20 protein-coding genes are annotated in these 20940 nt (G+C 72.5%); 8 read left to right on the top strand and 12 right to left on the bottom strand.

The genetic code is table 11. The annotated features are described in order from the left end of the window. Positions 1 to 18 precede the first annotated feature (18 nt). The 3 genes from Dvina_RS04005 to Dvina_RS03995 are packed head-to-tail and all read right to left on the bottom strand — an operon-like array spanning position 19 to position 1818. Positions 19 to 507 carry a hypothetical protein gene (locus tag Dvina_RS04005; RefSeq protein ID WP_223101009.1) on the bottom strand — a complete coding sequence of 163 codons (489 nt, stop codon included), beginning with the start codon at positions 505 to 507 and terminating at the stop codon, positions 19 to 21. A gap of 31 nt (positions 508 to 538) precedes the next feature. Next, complete coding sequence (gene amrA, locus Dvina_RS04000) at positions 539 to 1129, bottom strand: AmmeMemoRadiSam system protein A (RefSeq protein ID WP_223101008.1); 591 nt, start codon at positions 1127 to 1129, stop codon at positions 539 to 541. Further along, the gene (locus Dvina_RS03995) at positions 1126 to 1818 is read right to left on the bottom strand and encodes an HAD family hydrolase (protein ID WP_223101007.1); all 693 of its coding nucleotides are present in this window, start codon (positions 1816 to 1818) and stop codon (positions 1126 to 1128) included. The genes amrA and Dvina_RS03995 overlap by 4 nt, the downstream gene beginning before the upstream one ends. A gap of 82 nt (positions 1819 to 1900) precedes the next feature. On the opposite strand from Dvina_RS03995, the gene Dvina_RS03990 reads away from it, so the two are divergent. Then, positions 1901 to 2815 (top strand): DMT family transporter, encoded by a 915-nt coding sequence (locus Dvina_RS03990; protein ID WP_223101006.1) that lies wholly within the window; start codon positions 1901 to 1903, stop codon positions 2813 to 2815. On the opposite strand, the gene Dvina_RS03985 is transcribed toward Dvina_RS03990, so the two are convergent. After that, the gene (locus tag Dvina_RS03985; protein ID WP_223101005.1) at positions 2761 to 3621 is read right to left on the bottom strand and encodes a PhzF family phenazine biosynthesis protein; all 861 of its coding nucleotides are present in this window, start codon (positions 3619 to 3621) and stop codon (positions 2761 to 2763) included. The genes Dvina_RS03990 and Dvina_RS03985 overlap by 55 nt on opposite strands. Before the next feature lie 80 nt (positions 3622 to 3701). Between Dvina_RS03985 and Dvina_RS03980 the strand changes: the two genes are divergently transcribed. The 3 genes from Dvina_RS03980 (at position 3702) to Dvina_RS03970 (ending at position 6905) form a co-directional block, all read left to right on the top strand. After that, positions 3702 to 4991 (top strand): magnesium transporter MgtE N-terminal domain-containing protein, encoded by a 1290-nt coding sequence (locus Dvina_RS03980; protein ID WP_223101004.1) that lies wholly within the window; start codon positions 3702 to 3704, stop codon positions 4989 to 4991. Then, positions 4984 to 5577, top strand: a complete 594-nt coding sequence (locus Dvina_RS03975) for a DUF1003 domain-containing protein (RefSeq protein WP_223101003.1) — start codon at positions 4984 to 4986, stop codon at positions 5575 to 5577. Before Dvina_RS03980 ends, Dvina_RS03975 begins: the two co-directional genes overlap by 8 nt. 185 nt (positions 5578 to 5762) lie before the next feature. After that, positions 5763 to 6905 carry a P-loop NTPase gene (locus Dvina_RS03970; protein WP_223101002.1) on the top strand — a complete coding sequence of 381 codons (1143 nt, stop codon included), beginning with the start codon at positions 5763 to 5765 and terminating at the stop codon, positions 6903 to 6905. A gap of 659 nt (positions 6906 to 7564) precedes the next feature. Here the strand turns inward: Dvina_RS03970 and Dvina_RS03965 are convergent. Both Dvina_RS03965 and Dvina_RS03960 read right to left on the bottom strand, forming a co-directional pair. Continuing rightward, positions 7565 to 7993, bottom strand: coding sequence for a twin-arginine translocase TatA/TatE family subunit (locus tag Dvina_RS03965; RefSeq protein WP_223101001.1), 429 nt, complete (start codon positions 7991 to 7993; stop codon positions 7565 to 7567). Positions 7994 to 8066: 73 nt separating this feature from the next. Next, entirely contained in the window at positions 8067 to 9425 is a 1359-nt protein-coding gene (locus Dvina_RS03960; RefSeq protein ID WP_223101000.1) for a S1C family serine protease, read from the bottom strand. An 84-nt stretch (positions 9426 to 9509) separates the two neighbouring features. On the opposite strand from Dvina_RS03960, the gene Dvina_RS03955 reads away from it, so the two are divergent. Together Dvina_RS03955 and Dvina_RS03950 are read left to right on the top strand one after the other, a co-directional pair. Beyond that, positions 9510 to 10136, top strand: a complete 627-nt coding sequence (locus Dvina_RS03955; protein WP_246656009.1) for an O-methyltransferase — start codon at positions 9510 to 9512, stop codon at positions 10134 to 10136. A gap of 52 nt (positions 10137 to 10188) precedes the next feature. Next, positions 10189 to 11319: a DNA-3-methyladenine glycosylase family protein gene (locus Dvina_RS03950; RefSeq protein ID WP_223100999.1), complete on the top strand. Its 1131-nt coding sequence runs from the start codon at positions 10189 to 10191 to the stop codon at positions 11317 to 11319. Positions 11320 to 11369: 50 nt separating this feature from the next. On the opposite strand, the gene Dvina_RS03945 is transcribed toward Dvina_RS03950, so the two are convergent. From Dvina_RS03945 to Dvina_RS03930, 4 genes are all read right to left on the bottom strand, one after another. Further along, positions 11370 to 12596 carry a DUF1501 domain-containing protein gene (locus Dvina_RS03945; RefSeq protein WP_223100998.1) on the bottom strand — a complete coding sequence of 409 codons (1227 nt, stop codon included), beginning with the start codon at positions 12594 to 12596 and terminating at the stop codon, positions 11370 to 11372. Positions 12597 to 12838: 242 nt separating this feature from the next. Beyond that, the gene (locus Dvina_RS03940) at positions 12839 to 14095 is read right to left on the bottom strand and encodes a DUF1800 domain-containing protein (RefSeq protein WP_223100997.1); all 1257 of its coding nucleotides are present in this window, start codon (positions 14093 to 14095) and stop codon (positions 12839 to 12841) included. Between the two features lie 261 nt (positions 14096 to 14356). After that, on the bottom strand, positions 14357 to 15145 hold the full coding sequence (locus tag Dvina_RS03935; RefSeq protein WP_223100996.1) for an enoyl-CoA hydratase-related protein: 789 nt from the start codon (positions 15143 to 15145) through the stop codon (positions 14357 to 14359). A gap of 10 nt (positions 15146 to 15155) precedes the next feature. Further along, entirely contained in the window at positions 15156 to 15965 is an 810-nt protein-coding gene (locus Dvina_RS03930; protein ID WP_223100995.1) for a PaaX family transcriptional regulator, read from the bottom strand. A 222-nt stretch (positions 15966 to 16187) separates the two neighbouring features. On the opposite strand from Dvina_RS03930, the gene Dvina_RS03925 reads away from it, so the two are divergent. Both Dvina_RS03925 and Dvina_RS03920 read left to right on the top strand, forming a co-directional pair. Further along, positions 16188 to 16355 carry a DUF3117 domain-containing protein gene (locus tag Dvina_RS03925; RefSeq protein ID WP_081971220.1) on the top strand — a complete coding sequence of 56 codons (168 nt, stop codon included), beginning with the start codon at positions 16188 to 16190 and terminating at the stop codon, positions 16353 to 16355. A 103-nt stretch (positions 16356 to 16458) separates the two neighbouring features. After that, positions 16459 to 17913, top strand: a complete 1455-nt coding sequence (locus Dvina_RS03920) for a leucyl aminopeptidase family protein (protein WP_246656008.1) — start codon at positions 16459 to 16461, stop codon at positions 17911 to 17913. A 30-nt stretch (positions 17914 to 17943) separates the two neighbouring features. Here Dvina_RS03920 and Dvina_RS03915 read toward each other — a convergent pair whose 3' ends face one another. Together Dvina_RS03915 and Dvina_RS03910 are read right to left on the bottom strand one after the other, a co-directional pair. Further along, positions 17944 to 18972, bottom strand: a complete 1029-nt coding sequence (locus Dvina_RS03915; RefSeq protein ID WP_223100994.1) for a 2-oxoacid:ferredoxin oxidoreductase subunit beta — start codon at positions 18970 to 18972, stop codon at positions 17944 to 17946. Then, entirely contained in the window at positions 18965 to 20812 is a 1848-nt protein-coding gene (locus tag Dvina_RS03910) for a 2-oxoacid:acceptor oxidoreductase subunit alpha (protein ID WP_223100993.1), read from the bottom strand. Before Dvina_RS03910 ends, Dvina_RS03915 begins: the two co-directional genes overlap by 8 nt. Between the last annotated feature and the right edge of the window lie 128 nt (positions 20813 to 20940).

Below are 20940 nucleotides of genomic sequence, written 5' to 3'. Positions count from 1 at the left end.
CCGGCCCGCCGTGACGGCCTAGCGGTGCTTCGTCGCCCCGCGGACCTTGTGCAGGCGGAACGGGCGGCGGGGCAGGCGGGTGGCCGCGGTCGGGCGGGGCGGGGCGGCCTGGGCGTCGTCGGGGAGGCCGGCGGAGGCGCCGGCGGGCGTGAGGCGGCTGACCACGCAGCACTCGGACCAGACCCGGGTGAGCTCCTCGGCTCCGCCGGCCGCGTTGAGGCGCTTGGCGGCCAATTGGGGCACCAGCTCGGTCCAGGCCTCGTCGCCGGGCGCGATGCGCGTGACCTCGGCCGGGAACGTGACGATCCGGCCGCCGTGATCGCCGCGCAGGCTCACCTCGGCGGTCGTGGCCTCGGCCAGGGCCGGGACCGCCTGCTCGCCCTCGCCGGTGACCACGAGCAGCGCGCCGCCAAGCCAGGCGCACCAGACGAGCGTGGCGGGGCGGCCGTCGACGGCCACCCAGGCGACCGCGGCCTTCTTGGCCGCCTCCTCGACAAGCGCGTCCATGCGCCCATCCAACCACGGGGCGGCCGGGCGATCACGCGGTGATTGGGTCGCGGGGGGACGGGTCGCGGTACTCCTGCGACCCGTACCGCAGCGCCTCCAGCGACGCCGGCCACTCCCCCGTCGCCCAGCCCCCCTTGCGCAGCAGCGCGGCCAGGAACAGGTCCGGGTCGGGGATCTTCGCCCACACCGCCGGCAGGAACGTCGCCCGGCGGCCGTCGCAGCGCAGGATCAGCCCGTCGACGCCCGGCCGCAGCGCGGCGGCCAGTTCGGCGCGGGTGGTGGCGACAAGCGGCTGCGGCGCGCTCAGGACCGAGACCTTCACGTCCAGGGCCGGCCAGTCGTCGATGGTCACCGGCGGGAGGCGCGGGTCGCGCATGGCCTCCCAGGCGTTGCGGACCGCGTCGCGGTGCAGCGGTCGGCGCGGCTCCAGGGTGCCCACGCAGCCGCGTAGGGCGCCGGCGCGTTCCAGGGTGACGAACGTGGCGCCGTCGTCGTGCAGTGGGCTGCCCGGCGGGATCGCGGTGGTGAGGCGGGTGCCGGTCAGGCGGGCGTATACCGCATCCGCCGCCAAGCGGGCCAGGAAGCGGCCGTCCGCCAGCGACAGCGCCGCCGTCCCGGTCACCCCACCAGCATAGGCGTCCCGACCAGGTCCAGAACCGCCGTCAGTGACGCCACCGCGGGCCCGCGCCAGTCCGGCTCGGCGTCGAAGGTCAGGTGGCTGCCGAGGTCGGGGGCGCGCAGCTGCACGGCGGTCAGCCCGAACCGGGCCGCGCCCGTGAGCTCGTGGCTGCCGCCGTCCCCGATGTACAGGCAGTGGGCGGGGGCCACGCGGAGCTTGTCGCAGGCGGCGGCGTACACGGCCGGGTGGGGCTTGGTGTGGCCGACCCGGCTGGAGTAGACGGCGGCGTCGATGAGCGGGGCGAGCGGGGTGCGCGGCAGGATCATCGGGAGCTCGACCCAGGTGTCGCTGACGATCGCGATGCGGACTCCGGCGTCCTTCAGCGCTCGCAGCACCCCCACCGCCTCGGCCCGCAGCGGCGCGTCGGACTCGACAGCGGCCAGGCGCACTGCCGCGGCCTCGCGCAGCTGGGCGGTCGTCGGCTCGACGCCGGCCTCGGTGCACAGCCGGCGCAGGCCGGCCAGCAGGCTGCCGTAGCCCCCGCGCGCCCGCTCGGGATAGCTGCTGTCGAGCACGGCCAGCCACACGTCCGGATCGACGCCGAGGATCTCGGCGGTGCGGCGGTGGCCTTCCCCCCGGACAACTGCACTGGTACAGGTGTTGAAATAGTCAAAACAGACAGCTTGGATCACCGTTCAGTCCCCCCTTGCATCCTCCGGACGGTCTACCTGGTCACTGCCGGCGGCGATTGTCAGATCAACGACAATTCGCAGCATGCGCAAGGTCGGCCTCACCACCATCGCCGCTCTCGTCGTCGCGATTGTGGCGGTGTCCGCTTCGGCGCCCCTTATCGCGTTCGCTGTCGCGCCCGCGCTGGCCATCGCGTTCTGGCGCAACATGCTCGGCGCCGCCGCGCTGGCCCCGGCCGCACTGCTGCGGCGCACCGCCCCGACGAGGGCCGATCTGCGGATCACCGTGCTGGCCGGGGTGTGCCTGGCCGTGCACTTCGGCACCTGGGTGCCCAGCGCCAAGCTGACGAGCGTCGCCATGTCGGTGGCCCTGGTCTCGACGACCCCGGTGTGGACGGCCCTGGTCGCGGCCGCGCGGGGCGTGCGGGTGCCGGGCAGCACCTGGGCCGGGATCGGCATCGCGGTGGCCGGGGTGGCCCTGGCGACCGGGGCGGACCCGGACCTGTCGGGCCGGGCGCTGCTGGGTGACGGGCTGGCGCTGGCCGGTGGGGTCGCCGCGGCCGGGTACACGCTGCTCGGCGAGCGCGCCCGGGTCGGGCTCCCGACGACCGTGTACGCCTCCGTCTGCTACTCGGTCTGCGCGGCTCTGCTGCTCGTGGCGTGCTTCGCGAGCGGGGCGGGGCTCTGGCGGTACACCTGGGAAACCTGGATCGCCATCGCGGGCATGACGGTGGGGCCGCAGCTGCTCGGGCACACGTTGATCAATTACTCCCTGCACCGGGTGAGCGCGACGACCGTCGCGGTGCTGCTCCTGCTGGAGGTGCCGGGCGCGCTGATCATCGCCTGGCTGCTGCTGGGGCAGCTGCCGGCGGCCCGCACGCTGCCCGGCATCGCGATCCTCCTGGCCGGAGTGGCCGTGGTGGTGCTCGGCGGGCGGCGCCGTGCTCAGCCGACGAACGGCGGCACGATCATTTCTCCGGAGGCGATCGGCACCACGTGACCCGACACCGTGGCGCCGACGGCCGCGCCGCCCTCCGCGGTCACCGTGCACCGCAGCGCCGACGGGCGGTGCATTTCCAGACCCTGGCTGATGTTGTACTGCGAGACGCCGTCGCCCGCGAGCAGTCCACTGGTGACGAGCCACACGCCCAGGCCCATCGCGGCCGAACCGGTCGCCGGGTCCTCGTTGACGCCGACGCCGGGGACCAGCACCCGCACGTGCGCCCGGTGCTGCTCGGCGTCCCAGTGCAGGACGCTCAGGTTGTCGACGATCCGCTGCAGCCGCACCCGGGCCACTGCCTCGTCGGTGACCGAGAGGTAGGTGAACTCGAGGCCGCACCCGGCGGTCCGCGGCGCCGGCCCCAGGTAGTCGGCCTCGGTAAGCCCGATCGACTCCAGCAGCGGCAGCGGGTCGAGCGCTGGCCCGACAGTCGGCGTGGCGCCCGTCACAGTGGCAGCGCCGTGGACCTCGTCGACGTGGATCGGCAGGAGCCCCGCGCCGCACTCCTGCACCACGTCGGGCCCCGTGATGACGCCGTTGCGCACCAGGGTGACCGCGCACCCGACGGTCGGGTGGCCGGCGAAGGGCAGCTCGTGGACGGGCGTGAAGATCCGGGCCCGGTACGTCGCCCCGGTCTCCGGGCTCGGCGGCAGGACGAAGATCGTCTCGGAGAGGTTGAACTCGCGGGCGATCGACTGCATCTGCTCGCCGGCCAGGTCCTGCGCGTCGAAGACGATCGCCAGGGGGTTGCCGGTGAAGGGGCGGTCGGTGAAGACGTCGACGATCGAGTACCGGACGCTGCTCATACCCGCAGCCTAGGGCCCCGCGGGCCGCGGAGTTCGGTCCAACGGCCGCGGCGTGGCCCGCTTCAGTAGGCTTGAGCCTCGTGAGCACTGCGCCGCGGGTCTACATCGCGCGCCTCGCGGGCCTGAGCGTGTTCGATCCGAACGGCGACCAGGTCGGCCGGGTGCGTGACGCCGTCGCCCGGATGCGGGCCGGCACCCAGCCCCCGCGCGTCGTCGGGCTCGTCGCCGAGATGCCCATGCGCCGGCGGATCTTCCTGCCGATCGGCCGGATCACCGCCATCGAGCCCGACGCCGTGGTGCTCAACACCGGCACGCTCAACCTGCGCCGGTTCGAGAAGCGCCCGGGCGAGCTGCTGGTGCTGGAGGACTTCATGGACCGGCACGTGAGCGTGGCCGCGACCGGGCGCACCGGGGCCGTGGTCGACGTGGCCATGGACGCCGACCGCACCGGCGAGTGGTCGCTGTCGCGGGTGGCGGTGCGCGAGTTCACCGGCCGGCTCACCCGCCGCGGCCACCTCAACCAGCTCGAGTGGTCGGAGGTGACCGGCCTGGCCGGGGAGTCGCAGACCCAGGGCACCGCGGGCATCCTGGCCGTGCTGGACAACATGCGGGCGGCCGACCTGGCCAACGTGCTGCAGGACCTCTCGGAGAGCCGGCGCGTCGAGGTCGCCACGGCGCTCGACGACGAGCGCCTGGCCGACGTGCTCGAGGAGCTCCCGGAGCACGACCAGCTGGAGATCATCACGGCCCTGGAGCCGCAGCGGGCGGCCGACGTGCTGGAGGAGATGGACCCGGACGACGCGGCCGACCTGCTCGCCGAGATGCCGAAGCCGGAGCAGGAGGTGCTGCTGGACCTGATGGAGCCCGACGAGGCGTCACCGGTCCGGGCCCTGCTGGAGTACGCCCCCGGCACGGCCGGCGCGGTCATGACCTCCGAGCCGATCGTCATGGCGCCGGACAACACTGTCGCCGAGGCCCTGGCCCGCATCCGGGAGCCGCAGCTGTCCCCGGCGGTCGCGGCCGGCGTGTTCGTCACGCGCCCGCCGATGGCGACGCCCACCGGGCGCTACCTCGGGGTCGTGCACTTCCAGCGCCTGCTGCGCGAGCCGCCGTCGGCGCTGCTCGGCGGCGTCGTCGACAACGACATCGACCCGCTCGCGCCGGATCTGACCCTCGCCGAGATCACTCGCCGCATGGCGACCTACAACCTGGTGGTGATGCCCGTGGTCGACGACAACGACAAGCTGGTCGGTGCGGTCACCGTCGACGACGTGCTCGACCACCTACTGCCCGACGACTGGCGTGACCGCGATCACGCCGAGACCCTGAACATCGCGATCCCGGGCAGCGCGGGGGGTACCCGTGGCTGAGCGGCGCCGCCTCGACCAGCCGCGCGACTCGCGCATCTCGCTGCCCCGCTTCGACCCGGAGGCGTTCGGGCAGTGGTCGGAGGGCATCGCCCGGTTCATGGGCACGGCGAAGTTCCTGGTCTACATGACAATCGTCATCCTGGCCTGGGTCGCGTGGAACACGCTCACGCCGAAGAGCTGGCAGTTCGACCCCTACACGTTCACGTTCCTGACGCTCATCCTGTCGCTGCAGGCGTCCTACGCCGCGCCGCTGATCCTGCTCGCGCAGAACCGGCAGGCCGACCGGGACCGGGTGGCGGCGGACGAGGACCGGCGGCGGGCGGCGGCACAGAAGGCCGACACCGAGTATCTGGCCCGGGAGATCGCCGCGCTGCGCATCGCGCTGGGTGAGGTGGCGACCCGCGACTTCCTGCGCTCGGAGCTGTCGCGGGTGGCGGAGGAGCTCGACGAGGCGGCCGACCGGCGGGCGAAGGCGGAGCGCAAGAAGGTCCGCAAGGCGCTGGGCTCGCTGTCCGACCCGCTCGGGATGGACGAGAGCGACGACGCCGTCGACTCGGACGAGCCCCCGCGGCGCCGGAAGCATTGAGCTGTGTTTACGCCCCCGCGCCTCAAGGGGCGAGGCGCGGGGGCGTGTAAACGATGGTCGCACCGGTTTGGGTACGCGGACAAGCCCCGCGGGTGGACATTATTCGCCAATCGGGCGTGTGACGCAGTCCTCGTGCGGGGTTGACAGCGCGGGGCCGGCGGGTGGGGCGACGTAGAGTGGCAGGCATGTCAGCCCCGGCCACCACCGTCGAGGACGCGATCACCGCTGCGCTCGCGACCGTCGACGACCCCGAGATCCGCCGGCCCATCACCGAACTGGGCATGGTCCGTGACGTCACCCTCCGCCCGGACGGCGTCGCCGCCATCGGCATCCTGCTCACGGTGGCCGGCTGCCCGCTCAAGGACAAGCTGCGCTCCGACATCACCCGCGCGGTCTCGGCCGTCAACGGCGTCACGGCCGTCGAGATCGAATTCGGCGTGATGACCCCCGAGCAGCGCAAGGACCTGCAGTCGAGCCTGCGCGGCGACGTGCAGGAGCCGGTCATCCCGTTCTCGCAGCCCGGCTCGCGGACCCGCGTCTACGCGGTGGCCAGCGGCAAGGGCGGCGTCGGCAAGTCGAGCGTGACTGTCAACCTGGCCGCCGCGCTCGCCGCCCGCGGCCTCTCCGTCGGCGTGGTCGACGCCGACATCTACGGCCACTCGATCCCCCGCATGCTCGGCGTCGACGGCCGCCCCACCCAGGTCGAGTCCATGATCATGCCGCCCTCCGCCCACGGCGTGAAGGTCATCTCGATAGGCATGTTCACCCCCGGCAACGCCGCCGTCGTGTGGCGCGGCCCGATGCTGCACCGCGCGCTGCAGCAGTTCCTGGCCGACGTCTACTGGGGCGACCTCGACGTCCTGCTCCTGGACCTCCCCCCGGGCACCGGCGACGTGGCCATCTCGCTGGCGCAGCTCCTGCCTTCGGCCGAGATCCTGGTCGTCACCACGCCGCAGGCCGCCGCGGCCGAGGTCGCCGAGCGGGCCGGCTCGATCGCCCTGCAGACCCACCAGCGCATCGTGGGCGTCGTGGAGAACATGTCCTGGCTGGAGCTCCCCGACGGCCAGCGCATGGAGGTCTTCGGCGCGGGCGGCGGCCAGACGGTGGCCGACTCCCTGACCCGCGCGGTCGGCGCGACGGTGCCGCTCCTGGGCCAGATCCCCCTGGACACCCGCCTCCGCGAGGCCGGCGACTCGGGCCTCCCCCTGGTCCTGGACACCCCGTCGGCCCCGGCCGCCGCCGCCCTGTCCGCCGTGGCCGACAAGCTGGCCCAGCGCCGCGAGAGCCTGGTCGGCAAGCCACTCGGCCTGAAGCCGGCCGGCCGCTGACGAGCACTCCGCACTGACCCCACCGATCGGCGCGCCGCGATACGACCCACGGGTCGTTGTCCGGCGCGCCGATCGCTGTCGGCCCGATCGAGAACCGTGTGCCGAGCAGCCTTGTTCGTCAGGCCCGCCGGTCGTTGCGGTGTGTGCCGTAGACCGGACCGCGCTCGCAGCCGACCAAACAGCCGCTGAGCAGCCTGGTTCGCCGGCGCTGCGGTGTGCCATCTTCCCGACCGAGCTCGCAGCCGACCGGAAACGACATGTCGGGCGCTGGCGCGCCGCGACATGTCGGACTTATACCCCGGCCGGCGATAAGTCGGTTGGGACGGAGGTGGCGACGTTTGTCGGGTGCACCGGCAAGTGTGGTGGCTTGCGCGAGGCCCTGGTCATGGACCCACAGCGCCTCGGGGTGGGGGGCGCCGCCGGAGTATCGGCACTTGTACTCGTCGCGCAGCGGCGAACCGCGGGCACGGAAGTGGCGACGTTTATCGGGTGCACCGGGCAAATGTGGTGGCTTGCGCGAGGCACTGGCCATGGACCCGCAGCGCCTCGGGGTGGGGGGCGCCGCCGGGGTATCGGCACTTGTACTCGTCGCGCGTCGGCGAACCGCGGGCGCGGAGGAGTACGAATCCGGAGTTTGGTCTTGCGGGTGAACGGACGGCTCAGGTCACGTCGTCCCAGGAGGCGCGCACGGCCGGCTGGGCGGTCGGAGCCGGGGTGCCGGGAGTCGCCGCGGCGCGGACGGAGGCGTTGGCGGCCGAGGCGGCGTCCTGGGCGTCGCGCTTGACCTGGTCGGCCACGCCGCGGACGTCGTCGTAGATGCTCTGCAGAGGCTTGCGCAGGGCGGCCTCGTCCTCCTCGCTGAGGAGGTGCTTGCGCAGGAACGTCTTGGGGTGCAGGTCCTCGAGCTGGATGTCGGTGCCGAGCTCCTTGCTCAGGTCGCCCGTCGCGTTGCGGGCCATCTGCCGGATGTTGCGCAGCATCTTCACGCCGTCGCTGATCGCCTTCGGCAGCCGGTCGGGGCCGAAGATGAACAGCCCGACCAGGATGATGACGAGGAACTCCCAGCCGCCGATGTTGTCCAAGCCCATGTGCCGGCCCTCCCCTGCTTTCTCCTCGGCCAGACTACGCACCCGCGGCCCGGTTCCGGGAGGGGCTGCCGGGTCACTTCGCGTCGGCGACGAGCGTGACGGAGGCCTTGGCCTTCGCGGCGCCGCGGAGATACTGCATGTCAACCGTGTCGCCGGGCGCGTAGCGGCGCACCAGCGCGGTCAGGTCCCAGGACTCCTCGATCGGCTTGCCGTTCACCGAAAGGACCACGTCGCCGGTCTTGAGCCCGGCCGCCTCCGCGGGGCCGCCGGCCTCGACGGTGGCCAGGCGGGCGCCGCCGGCCGGGTTCTGGTATGTGGTGTCGACCTGCACGCCCATGACGGTGCGGCGGGCCTTGCCGGTGTTGATGATGTCGGTGGCGATGCGGCGGGCGTGGTTGATCGGGATGGCGAAGGCGAGGCCGACGTTGCCGGCGCTTGACTGGTCCTCGGCGAGGGTGCCGATCACGGAGTTGATGCCGATCACCCGGCCGGCCGCGTCGAACAGCGGGCCGCCCGAGTTGCCCTGGTTGACGGCGGCGTCGGTCTGGATCGCGGCGTAGTAGCGGGCGGTGCCGCCCTCGCTGGTGCGGATGGGGCGGTCGAGGTAGCTGACCACGCCGTAGGTGACGGTGCTGGTCAGGCCCAGCGGGGCGCCGATGGCCACGACCGGGTCGCCGACCTGGACGGCGTCGGAGTTGCCGAACTGGACCGGGACGACCTCGCTATCGGGCAGGCCGTTGGTGTCGATCTTCAGCACGGCGATGTCCGACTCGGGGTCGCTGCCGACCACGGTGGCCGAGGCGACCGTGGCGTCGCTGAAGCGGACGGTGGCCGAGCCGCTGCTGCCCTCGACGACGTGGTTGTTGGTGATCACGTGGCCGTCGGCGCTGACGACGAAGCCGGAGCCCAGGGACGTGCCGTTGCTCACCCGCACGCTGATCGTGACGACGCTCGGCAGGACCTTCTTGACCAGGCCGGCGACGGAGTCGGGGGCGCGGTTGTTGGCCTCGGCGTTGCCGAGGGGACTCCCGCCGAGCGTGGTGCTGCCCCCGCCGCCCGCGAAGACGTAGCCGAGGGTGCCGCCCAGGGCGCCGGCGAGCAGGGCGGTGACGATGGAGACGACGAGCACCAGCCCGATGCCGACGCGGGGGCCGGAGGACGGCGGTGGCGGCTTCTCCAGCGCCGGGGCCTCGTCCGCGGGCTGCTTGACCACCACGACCGGGGCGTCCGGATCGCGCCACGGGTCCGCCAGGGCGTCGGACCACCAACTGTTGGCGGCCGGCTGCGGCGTCGTGGGCTGGGTCGAGCTCGGTGCTGCCCAAGCTGGGCGCGCCCCCCAGCCGGTGTTGCTGGCCGGCGCGCCGGAGCCCGGCTGCCGCCAGGCCGAACCGTCTGTCACGATCGGCTCCTCCGTCCGTTTCGCATCCAGCATTACACGACCCGGCTTGAAGCATGCGAGGGCGAGGTCTCCTAGAGTTGCGGTCTATCGACTTCTCTTAAGGGGTGCCCCATTACCGTGTCCGCTCGGACCGCTGATTTCATCGACGGATTCGTCGCCGAGGAGCCGGTGCTGTCAGCCGCGCGCGAGGCCGCCGCGGAGCAGGGCATCAACGCGGTGAGCCGGGGCTGCGGGGCGGCCCTGCGGGTGATCGCCGCGGTGAGCAACGCCAAGGCGGTCGTCGAGGTGGGTACCGGCACCGGGGTGAGCGGCGGCTGGCTGCTGCGCGGGATGCGCCGCGACGGCGTCCTGACCACCATCGACTTCGAGGCCGAGCACCAGCGCATCGCCCGCCGGGTGTTCTCCTCGGCCGGCCACCCGCCGTCGCGCACGCGGATCATCACCGGCCGCGCGCTCGACGTGCTCCCCCGACTGGCCGACCGCGCCTACGACCTGATCTTCGTCGATCACGATCCCAGCGAGTACGGCCCGGTGGTGGCCGCGGCCGAGCGGCTCCTGCGGCCGGGCGGCACCATGGTGCTGGCCGGCGCGCTGGCCGGCGGCCGAGTGAGCGATCCCACCATTCGAGACGCGGAGACTGTACTGCTACGCGAGGCGGTGAAATCCCTTCGCGAGAGCGAGGCGTGGACCCCGGCCCTGCTCCCTCTCGGTGACGGACTGCTCCTGGCGGTTCGCGCACAGTAGCCATCGCGGGCGGCGCCGAAAAAGAGTCGTACCGGCGTTCGAAGATGCCGGCATGAGCGAACTCGGCATCATCACCCGGACCATCCTTCCGGCCACCGTCCCCTTCGACCTCGCCCGCACCCTGCGGGCGGTGAAGGACTTCCGGCCCGGCCAGGGCGACATCGCCCTCGACCCCGGCCGCTGGGTGCGCCGCGTCTTCCCGCACCCGAGCGACCCCGGCGCGGCGATCGCCGCCGAGGTCGCCGCCCGCGACGACGGCGTACCCGGGGTCGGGCTGACCCTGTTCAGCGAGGAGCCGCTGCGCGGGCCCGACCTCGACGCCGCCCGCGCCCGGGTGGCGGCCTGGCTCGGGCTCGACGACGACCTCACGGAGTTCCTGGAGCGGGCCGCGGCCGATCCGGCGATGGAGCCGCTGCTGGCCGTGGCCCGGGGCCTGCACATGGTGCGGTTCCCGACGCTGGCCGAGGGCGTCGTGTATTACGCGCTCGCCCAGAACTCCACCCCGTGGTACGCGACACTTATCAAGCGCCGGCTCGCCGCGCACCTGGGCGTGACGGTCACCGCGGGCGGGGACGAGTTCGCGGCGCTGCCGCAGCTGCCCCGGCTGGCCGAGCTGACGCCGTTCGAGCTGGTGCCGTTCGTCGGCGGGCGGCCGCGGGCCGATCGGGTCGCCTCGATCATCGGCGGGGTGGCGGCCCTGGACGAGGAGCTGCTGCGCACCGGGCCTTACGGGCAGGCGCGGGCGGCGCTGCTGGCCGTGCGCGGCATCGGGGAGTACACGGCCCAGTCGCTGCTGCTGCGGGCCCTGGGGCGCCCGGACGCGGTGCCGTTGGAGCAGGCGCAGCACGGGCACACGGTGCAGGCGGTCTACGGGGAGCGGGGCGGGCCGTCGCCGGATGAGCTCCGCGACCGGTACGGGCCGTGGATCGGGTGGTGGGCGTACCTGTGCCGGACCGCGCTGAGCTGGCTCGAGGAGGACCGGCGGCAGCTGGAGCGGGCGCGGCGCCGGACTCCGGCGCCCCGGCGTCCGCGGCCGGTGCCGGGCAGCACCCGGCCCCGGTCCAAGCGGCCCCCGGCGCCGTGGAGCCCCAACGACCCGGGCCGCGCCGCCGCTGCCGATGGACCCGAGGTCCACGGCGGGCCGACGGCCGCCGTCGACGGTGCGGCGGCGGCGGCGAGCTGATCGGCGGTGCGGCGGCGGCGAGCTGATCGGTCGGGCGGTGCGCTCGTCGGTTACAGGATGCCGGTGAGCTGGTCCTTGTAGCCGAGGATCGGCTCCGGGTCGGCGTCCAGGACGTTGTGCAGGAGGGTGGCGTAGACCGCGCGGAAGTCGGTGGTGAACTTCAGGTCGCCGTTGTCGAGGTCGCCGAGGCTGGGCTGCTCGCCGTAGAGGCCGCCGTGCACGGGACTGCCGAGGATGAACATGTTCGACGCGGTCCCGTGGTCGGTGCCGTCGGAGCCGTTGGCGGCCACCCGGCGGCCGAACTCCGAGTAGACGGCCACGACGACCTTGCGGCCCGCGTCGGTCTTCGCCATGCGGTCGGCGAACGTGGTGAGGGCGTCGTCCAGGAGCTTCAGCAGGATCTCCTGGGAGTTGCGCTCCTCCGCGTGCAGGTCGAAGCCGCCCAGGGAGACGGAGAAGACGCGGGTGGCCACGTTGGCCTCGACGCAGCGGGCCACCAGGTCCAGCTGGGTCTTCAGGTCGGAGCGGCCGCCGGTGGCGGTGCCGGACGAGGAGGAGGTGTCGGCGTCGCCGTCGGCCTCGTCGACGCTGTGGATCAGGGCGTCGACCTCGACCAGGTCGGCGAAGGCGCGGGCGGCGCGGGCCTGGAGTCCGGGCTCGCCTTCGGACGGCTTGCCGAAGGCGGTCAGGACCTCGGGCTTGACGCCGGCCGGCAGGGACAGGCCGGACACGGGCACGGCGGCGCCGGCGGTGGTGACGCCGGCCAGGAGCGGAGGGAGCACCGGCTCGAAGGAGACGGCGTGGCGGGGGTCGCCGCCGATCGCGTCAAGCCACCGGCCCAGCCAGCCGGTGTTGCCGGGGCGGTCGGGCTGCGCGGTCTGCCAGATGTCCATCGACCGGAAGTGGCTGTGGTCGGGCTTCGGGTAGCCGACGCCGCGGACGATGGCGAGCTTCTTGGCGTCGTACATGCGCTTGAGGCCGGCCAGGCCCGGGTTCAGGCCGAGGGTGTCGTCGAGCTTGAGGACCTCGTCCGGCGTGTAGGCGAGCTCGTGGCGGGCCGGGGCGTAGGCCTTGTCCGCGTACGGGATGACGTTGGCCAGGCCGTCGTTGCCGCCGTAGAGGGTGACGAGGACCAGGGTCTTGGCGTCGCCGGGGCGGTCGTCCCAGGTGGCGGTGTCGAGAATGTCGTGGATGGTCCAGGCCCCTCCGGCGACCAGGGCCGCGCCGCCGACCACGCCGCTGGCGATCAGGAACTTCCTACGGGTCAGGGCGTCCATGCCGCCTCCTTCGAAAGCGATCAGATGGCATATGCGGCGCCGGGGTCGGCGGCCGGCTCTCCGGCGTGCTCGGCATCGGCGGGTCGAGTCTGCTGCCGGCATGCTCGCCGCCGGCCGGGTCGAGCCTGTGTCGGTGGTGCAGCCGGCCGGGTCGAGAGCGTGACGCCGGGCCGGGTCGGTGAGGTCGGGTGGGTCGGGGCTCAGCTGATGGCGGGCGCGCCTGGTGGCGGGTCCGGGGCGGGTCAGTTGATGGCGTATTCGGGGCTGGCCAGGCCCAGGGTCAGCAGCTGGCGGGCGTCGTTGGCGGCCGGGGTCAGGGCGGCCAGGGTGCGGTCGGTGAACTTGTCCACGACCAGCAGGCGGGCCAGGGCGGCCGGGCGCTGGGGCGGCGGTGAGGCGGTGAGGCGGTCCAGGACCGGCTGCGGGGCGCGGGCGGCCAGGGACTGGGCGAGCTTGAGCCGGGCCTGGGTGGCCGAGGTCGTCAGCCAGGCCGCGCCCGCGGGCCAGCCGCCCACGCTCGGCGGGCGGAGGGGGACCTGGCCCAGTTGGGTCAGGCCGTTGCCGAGCTGCTTGCGCTGGGCCTCCGGCAGTTCGCCGGGGCGGATCTGGAGCTGGCGCAGGGCACCCACCAGCCACTCCACCGGCTGTTTGACGAGCTCGGCGTGGCCTTCGGAGGTCAGGAGCTCGCGGAGCACGGCGGCCGTCGTCGGCTGGGTGCGGGCACGCGACAGGGTGGCGGCGGGGATGTCGGCGTCGCTGCAGTACCGCAGCCAGAGCCGTTTGGCGACGAAGTCCGGGCAGGCCGGCTGGGCCAGGAGGAGGTCGGCGAAGGCGTCGGCGTCGTAGGTGCCGGTCTGGCCGAGGATGGTCTTCGGCCGGTCGTCGTGGCGCTTCGGGTTGAGCGACGCGGTGCCGGACTTCTGGTCGACGACCCAGCCGGTCAGGGCCCGGGCGCCCTCGCGGACGTCCTGCTCCGTGTAGTGCCCGACGCCCAGCGTGAACAGCTCCATCAGCTCGCGGGCCAGGTTCTCGTTGGGGGCCTTGTTCGTGTTCTTCTGACCGTCGAGCCAGATGATGAGCGCGGGGTCGCGCAGCATCGAGTGGACCTGGGTGGCGAAGTCGCCGAGTGCGGTGCGGAACAGGGTCTGCTGCTGGGCCAGCATGAGCGGGCCGGACTTGACCTTGTCGGCGGACGTGGCCCAGTGGCCGTGCCAGAAGAAGGTCAGCTTCTCGTGGACCTGGTGGTCGGCCTGCACCATGCGGTCGAGCCACCAGGAGCCGACGGTCCGGATCTGCTCGGCGCGGTCCGACTTCTCGTTGATGACCGGGCCGAGCTTCGGCGGTGGGGTCCGGGCCGCGCCGCTGTCCGTCCCGGCCGGTTCGAACAGGGCGTCGATGGTCGCGGCCAGGCCCTTGGACTCGGCCGCGTCGACCTCCTCCGCGGTGGGCCCGAACGTCGCCCGGCGCAGCAGATGCGCAACCTTCTCCCGATCGGCCATGGACACCACGCTATGGCCGGTTTGTACGAGCCACGTTAAGCAAGTCTCAGGGAGTGGCAATCTTGACAGCCGACATATACGAAATATCCGATATGTCGAGCGAAGCGAGGCGCGCAGCGCCCGACATATCGGATGCGCACCCCGGCGCACGGGCTCGACGCCGGGACAGGTGCAACGCGATGCACCGGCGCCGGACGGGCCCGCACGGCGGGTGGCCCACCGCGCTTCGGCCCGGCCGGCGACGTGGCCTCGTGGCGCGGCTCAGCGGCCCGAGTAGACGGGCTTCTGCTTGGCGACGAAGGAGGCGGTGGCCTGCTGGTGGTCGGCGGTCCGGCCACAGGTCGCCTGGGCCTCGGCCTCCACCGCCAGCGCGGCCGCCAGCGAACCGGAGCCGCCGGCGGCCAGCTCGCGCTTGATCTGGGCGTAGGCGACAGTGGGGCCCGCGGCCAGGCGGTCGGCCAGCTCCAGGGCGGTGGGCAGGACGTCCTCGTCGCTTTCGACCAGGCGGGTCAGCATGCCCAGCGCGGCGGCGGCCTCCGCGCGCACCGGCTCGGCCAGGAGCAGCAGCTCCACCGCCTTCGCGTGGCCGACGATGCGGGGCAGGGACCAGGAGATGCCCGTGTCGCCGGCCAGGCCCACGTTCGCGAAGGCCATGAGGAACGCCGTCTTGGGGCCGCCCACGCGGAAGTCGGCCAGCAGGGCCAGGGACGCGCCGGCGCCGGCGGCCATGCCGTTGACCGCGGCGACCACCGGCTTCGGCATCTCGGCCAGGGCGATCGCGATGGGGTTGTAGTGCTCGCCGACCGTCGAGAGCGAGGAGCCCGAGCCGGCCTCGAGGGACTCGGCGTGCTCGCGCAGGTCCTGACCCCCGCAGAAGGCCCGGCCGGCGCCGGTGAGGACGATCGCGCGTACCGCCGGATCGGTCTGGAGCGCTTGCAACGTGTCGCGCAGCGCCACCTTCAGCGCGTCGGTGAGCGAGTTGAGGGCCTCGGGGCGGTTGAGGGTCAGGATCGCCACACCGGAGTCGGTGCGTTCGACGAGCAGCTCCATTGCGTACTCCCTAGTATTCAAGGGTCAGACAGGCGTCGACGAACCGGTCGGCGGCCGGGCGCAGGCGCATGGCGTGGTGGTCGAAGAAGGCGGCCGCGGCGGTGCCGGCCCAGCGCTCGGGCAGCAGGTCCGGCGGCAGTTGCGGGTCGCGGAACAGGAATGCGCGCCAGGCGTGGACGAGCGTGAAGCGGACCGCGTAGGCCTGCTCGTCGGCGGTGCCGGGGCCGGCGGTGTGGACGAGCGGCGTCAGGCGCTCGACGAAGTCACGGTACGCCGCGGCGATGGCCTCGAGGTCCCAGGCGCGGGCGACCAGTTTCACCGCTCCAGCAGTACCCCCGCAATGCTCTGCGGTAAAGCGGTCGTAGGCCACACCCGCCTCACTCAGCAGGGCGTCGACTCCTTCGCCGGGGCGCGGGGCGATCCAGGTGGAGGCGTCGATGGCGCCGTAGCCGAGGAATCCGAGGTTCGCCGTCAACCGGGCCCGCGCGCCGCGGTGCGCGGGCGGCTCCAGCGTGATGAGATCGAAACGGCCCGTCCACGCGTTCCCGGGGCCGCCGGGGCGCTGGGTGCGGTAGATGCGGGCACCGGCGGCGTCGAGGCGGCGGGCCGCCTTGGGGGTGATGCCGTAGCCGGGGCCGGTCGGCAATCGGAGGGGGTGCAGCCAGCCCTGCCGGACCATCCGCGACACGGCGGTGCGCACGGCGGGCGCGGCGATGCCGAGGGGAGCGAGCAGGCGCACGAGAGCGGCGACCGCGGCCCGTCCGCCGCGCGGACGGAGATGGTCGCCATAGAGGTCGAAGAGGGCGGACCGGGCCTGCATGGCCGCTTATTGTGACAGTCCACCGGCCGTTCTGGCTAGAAAGTGTCACAAGGTTCCCGCCCCGGTTTGGGTCTTGGGCCCATCATCAGGGAAAATCATCGGTTGGTGCGTACTTCACGAAGTCTGCGGGTCCGGTCGGGACTTCGTGAGCAGGCGCGCCGGGCATGCGGGGACGGCTGTGCCACCTGATGTCTGGGACATCAGGGAGCGAAGGGAGACAACATGGCGGCCATGAAGCCGCGGACAGGCGACGGTCCGCTGGAGGTCACCAAGGAGGGCCGCGGCATCGTCATGCGCGTCCCGCTCGAGGGTGGTGGGCGGCTCGTCGTCGAGATGACCAAGGATGAGGCCAACGAACTCAGCGAGGCGCTGAAGACGGCCACTGGCTGAGTCTTCCTGCAATCGGCTCCGCTATCGGGTTGACTGGGTTGGGAGGAGCGGCCGGTATGCGGTCGCTCCCACTGTTGTGCGCGCGGAAATCATTGGAGGCCCCGTGCTGGACATCAAGCTCGCCACGAGCCGCACCACCTCGGGTGCGCTGGCCGTCGTGGTGCCGTCCGGCGACCCTTTCTCCGCGCTCGAACTGCTCAACCCGGTCGACCAGGCCGAGGCCGACGCGTTCCTGGACGACGTCGAGCACTCCGGCTCGGCCGGCACCGTGCACAAGCTGCCGCGGCCCGGCCGCAAGCCGTCGAAGCTGCTCTTCGCGGGCATCGGCGAGGGTGACGAGGCCGGCTGGCGGGCCGCGGGTGCGGCGCTGAGCAAGGCGGCCCGCTCGGAGCCGGCGCTGCGAATCCTGGTGCCCCAGGACACCGCGCCCGCGGCGGTCCGCGCCCTGGCCGAGGGGCTGTGGCTCGCGGCGTACCGCTTCACCCTCACCGATGACGAGCCCGATCCGCTGCGGCGCGTCACCATCGCGCTGGCGGCGAGCCGGGAGCACAGCGCCGCCCTGGACCAGGCCCGGGCCGTCGTCACCGCCACCACACTGGCCCGTGACCTGACCAACACGCCGAGCGACCGCAAGACCCCGGCCTGGTTCGCCAAGCAGGTGGTCAAGGCGGCGGCCGGCACGCCGGGGCTGACGGTCGAGGTCCGCGAGCCCGCGTATCTGCAGGACAACGGCTTCAACGCGATCCTGACCGTGGGGCGCGGGGCCGGGCCGGAGCGCGGGCCGCGCCTGGTCGAGCTGTCCTGGCGCCCGCGCGGGGCGAAGCGGCACGTGGTGCTGGTCGGCAAGGGCATCACGTTCGACACCGGCGGCGTGTGCATCAAGCCGGTCTCCGGCATGAAGCTCATGCGCAAGGACATGGGCGGCGCGGCCGCGGTCGTCGGCGCGACACTGGCGGCGGCCGCGATGCGCCTGCCGATCCGGATCACCGCCCTGGCGCCGCTGGCCGAGAACGCGCTCGGCGGTGACAGCATGCGCCCCGGCGACGTGGTCACGCACTACGGCGGCATCACGTCGGAGATCCTCAACACCGACGCCGAGGGGCGCCTGGTGCTCGGCGACGCGATGGCGTATGCGGTGCGCCGCCTGCGCCCCGACGTGCTGATCGACCTGGCCACGCTGACCGGCGCCCAGGGTGTCGCGCTCGGCAAGCGCACGGCCGCGATGTACAGCCACAGCGATGCGCTCGCCGGCGACCTCGCGGCCGCGGCCACGGCCGGCGGCGAGTCGGTGTGGCGGATGCCGCTGAGCGAGGACTACGCCGAGGAGATCCGCGGCGAGCTCACCGACATCATCAACTCGACCGACATCGGGGCGGGCTCGCTGCTGGCCGCGCTCTACCTGCGCGAGTTCACCGGGCCGCTGCGCGACCGCTGGGTGCACTTCGACATGTCCTCGCCGGCCTGGGCCGACTCCAACGACGGCGACCTGACCAAGGGCGCCACCGGCTGGGGCGTGCGGACGCTCACCCGCTGGCTGGAAATGGAAACCGCCGCCTGATCGCTCAGGCGGCGGCTCCGGCGGTCGGACTTACAGAATCGTCCAGGTGTCGCCGCTGTTGAGCAGCGCACCCAGCTCCTCGTCCGGCGTGCCCTTGACCTTGGCCTGGGCCGCGACGAGCTGGTCGCGGACCACGTCGTCGTAGGCGGGCCGGTCGACCGAGCGGAACACCCCGATCGGGGTGTTGCGCAGGTCGAGGCCGGGCAGCCGGGACAGGGCGAACGCGTACGCCGGCTCGGTCACCGTCTGGTCGTGCACCACGATGTCCTCGGGCGCGACCTGGGCGGTCGGCACGACGGCGAGGCCGAAGCCGCCGGGCGGGTGCGTGACCGCCCACTCGCCGTCCTTGCCGAACGTGATCGGCCGGCCGTGCTCGAGCCGGATCAGGAAGTCGTCGCGGGTGGACGGCTCCTTGAGGGCGTCGAACGCGCCGTCGTTGAAGATGTTGCAGTTCTGGTAGATCTCCACGAACGCCGACCCGCGGTGCTCGGCCGCGGCCCGCAGCACCGACTGCAGGTGCTTGCGGTCGGAGTCGATGGTCCGGGCGACGAAGCTCGCCTCGGCCCCGAGGGCCAGGGAGATCGGGTTGAACGGCGAGTCCGCGGAGCCGGCCGGGGTCGACTTCGTGATCTTGCCCACCTCGGAGGTCGGCGAGTACTGCCCCTTGGTCAGGCCGTAGATCTTGTTGTTGAACAGCAGGATCTTCAGGTTGACGTTGCGGCGCAGCGCGTGGATCAGATGGTTGCCGCCGATCGACAGCGCGTCGCCGTCACCGGTGACCACCCACACCGACAGGTCGGGGCGGGACACGGACAGGCCCGACGCGATCGCCGGCGCGCGGCCGTGGATCGAGTGCATGCCGTACGTGTTCATGTAGTACGGGAACCGCGAGGAGCAGCCGATGCCGGAGACGAACACGATGCGCTCGCGCGGGATGTTGAGCTCGGGCATGAAGGACTGCACCGCGGCCAGGATCGCGTAGTCCCCGCAGCCGGGGCACCAGCGCACCTCCTGGTCCGACTTGAAGTCCTTCATCGTCAGTTTCAGCTGCTCAGGCATTCTTGACCACTTCCTCGAGCACGCCCTCCAGCTCGGCCGCGGTGAACGGCAGCCCGCGGACCTGGTTGTAGGCGATGGCGTCGATCAGGTAGCGCGACCGGATGACCCCGGCGAGCTGGCCGAGGTTCATCTCCGGGATGACGACCTTGTCGTAGGACTTGAGCACCGTGCCCAGGTTCTTCGGCATCGGTGACAGGTGGCGCAGGTGCGCCTGGGCGACGGCGAGGCCGCGCTGGCGCAGTGCGCGGGCGGCGGCGCCGATCGGCCCGTAGGTCGAGCCCCACCCGAGCACCAGGACGCGGGCGGTGCCGTCCGGGTCCTCGACCTCGACGTCGGGGACGTCGATGCCCTCGATGCGGGCCGCGCGGGTGCGCACCATGAAGTCGTGGTTGGCCGGGTCATAGGAGATGTCACCGGTCTTGTCGGCCTTTTCGAGGCCGCCGATTCGATGCTCCAGCCCGGGTGTACCGGGAACCGCCCACGGTCGCGCGAGCGTTTTGGGGTCGCGCAGGTAGGGCAGGAACGTCTTGCCGTCCTCACCGTTGGGCTCGGTCGCGAACTCGACCCGCAGGTCGGGCAGCTCCGCGGTCTCCGGCAGGCGCCAGGGCTCCGAGCCGTTCGCGATGTACCCGTCCGAGAGCAGGATCACCGGGGTGCGGTACGTCAGCGCGATGCGGGCGGCCTCGAGCGCGGTGTTGAAGCAGTCCGCCGGGGACCGGGGTGCGAGCACCGCGACCGGCGCCTCGCCGTGCCGGCCGAACAGGGCCATGTTGAGGTCGGCCTGCTCGGTCTTGGTCGGCAGGCCGGTCGACGGGCCGGCCCGCTGCACGTCGATGATGAGCAGCGGCAGCTCGAGGGCGACGGCGAGCGAGATCGTCTCGCCCTTGAGCGCGACGCCGGGGCCGGACGTGGTGGTCACGCCGAGCGCACCGCCGTAGGAGGCGCCCAGGGCCACGCCGATCGCCGCGATCTCGTCCTCGGCCTGCACGGTGGTCACGCCGAACTTCTTGTGCTTGCTCAGCTCGTGCAGGATGTCCGAGGCCGGGGTGATCGGGTAGGCGCCCAGGAACACGGGCAGCTGCGACCGTACCCCCGCCGCGACCACGCCCAGGGCGAGCGCGGCGTTGCCGGTGATGTTGCGGTAGTTGCCCGGCACCATGCGGGCCGGCTTGACCTCGTAGCGGACCGCGAAGTTCTCGGTCGTCTCGCCGAAGTTCCAGCCGGCCTTGAACGCGGCGATGTTCGCGGCGACGAGCTCCGGGCGCGAGGCGAACTTGCGCTCCAGGAACGACAGGGTCGACTCGTGCGGCCGGGAGTACATCCAGGACAGCAGGCCCAGGGCGAACATGTTCTTGGCCCGCTCGGCGTCCTTCTTGGAGATCTCGAAGGACTCGAGGGCCTTCACCGTCATCGAGGTCAGGCCGACCGGCGCGACGTTCCAGCCCTCCAGGGAGCCGTCCTCCAGCGGGTTGGCGGCGTAGCCGACCTTCGCCAGGTTGCGGTTGGTGAACTCGTCGGTGTTGACGATGATCGACGCGCCCTTGGGCAGATCGGCGAGGTTCGCCTTCAGGGCGGCCGGGTTCATCGCGACGAGGACGTTCGGCGCGTCGCCCGGCGTGAGGATGTCGAAGTCGGCGAAGTGCACCTGGAAGCTCGACACGCCCGGCAGCGTGCCTGCGGGGGCCCGGATCTCGGCCGGGAAGTTGGGCAGCGTGGAAATATCGTTGCCGAGCTGCGCGGTCTCGGATGTGAAACGGTCACCGGTGAGCTGCATACCGTCGCCGGAATCGCCAGCGAACCGGATGACCACTCGATCCAGCTGGCGGACCTGCTTGGTCACGTGAGCTGACCTCCTGTGGCGGCGGATCGGATGTCGTACACCCCTGAGGGTACGTCGCAGTGAACGCCGCGCCTGCGGCGCATATCCCTCTCACGACGTCATAGATGCGACTTGCATCATTGCGTCGC

It is taken from the genome of Dactylosporangium vinaceum (assembly GCF_019904175.1).
In the GTDB taxonomy this organism is placed as follows: domain Bacteria; phylum Actinomycetota; class Actinomycetes; order Mycobacteriales; family Micromonosporaceae; genus Dactylosporangium; species Dactylosporangium vinaceum.
Note: the sequence above shows the minus strand (reverse complement) of the source record. Positions and strands in the feature narration are given on the sequence as shown.

Bases quoted from the DNA above. Each gene is read 5' to 3' on its own strand.
- Dvina_RS04005 (WP_223101009.1), bottom strand. From the start codon at position 507: ATGGACGCGCTTGTCGAGGAGGCGGCCAAGAAGGCCGCGGTCGCCTGG.
- Dvina_RS03950 (WP_223100999.1), top strand. From the start codon at position 10,189: ATGAGCGAACTCGGCATCATCACCCGGACCATCCTTCCGGCCACCGTC.
- Dvina_RS03970 (WP_223101002.1), top strand. From the start codon at position 5,763: ATGTCAGCCCCGGCCACCACCGTCGAGGACGCGATCACCGCTGCGCTC.
- Dvina_RS03915 (WP_223100994.1), bottom strand. From the start codon at position 18,972: ATGCCTGAGCAGCTGAAACTGACGATGAAGGACTTCAAGTCGGACCAG.
- Dvina_RS03965 (WP_223101001.1), bottom strand. From the start codon at position 7,993: ATGGGCTTGGACAACATCGGCGGCTGGGAGTTCCTCGTCATCATCCTG.
- Dvina_RS03930 (WP_223100995.1), bottom strand. From the start codon at position 15,965: ATGCAGGCCCGGTCCGCCCTCTTCGACCTCTATGGCGACCATCTCCGT.
- Dvina_RS03940 (WP_223100997.1), bottom strand. From the start codon at position 14,095: ATGGCCGATCGGGAGAAGGTTGCGCATCTGCTGCGCCGGGCGACGTTC.
- Dvina_RS03990 (WP_223101006.1), top strand. From the start codon at position 1,901: ATGCGCAAGGTCGGCCTCACCACCATCGCCGCTCTCGTCGTCGCGATT.
- Dvina_RS03985 (WP_223101005.1), bottom strand. From the start codon at position 3,621: ATGAGCAGCGTCCGGTACTCGATCGTCGACGTCTTCACCGACCGCCCC.
- Dvina_RS03925 (WP_081971220.1), top strand. From the start codon at position 16,188: ATGGCGGCCATGAAGCCGCGGACAGGCGACGGTCCGCTGGAGGTCACC.
- Dvina_RS03935 (WP_223100996.1), bottom strand. From the start codon at position 15,145: ATGGAGCTGCTCGTCGAACGCACCGACTCCGGTGTGGCGATCCTGACC.
- Dvina_RS03945 (WP_223100998.1), bottom strand. From the start codon at position 12,596: ATGGACGCCCTGACCCGTAGGAAGTTCCTGATCGCCAGCGGCGTGGTC.
- Dvina_RS03960 (WP_223101000.1), bottom strand. From the start codon at position 9,425: ATGCTGGATGCGAAACGGACGGAGGAGCCGATCGTGACAGACGGTTCG.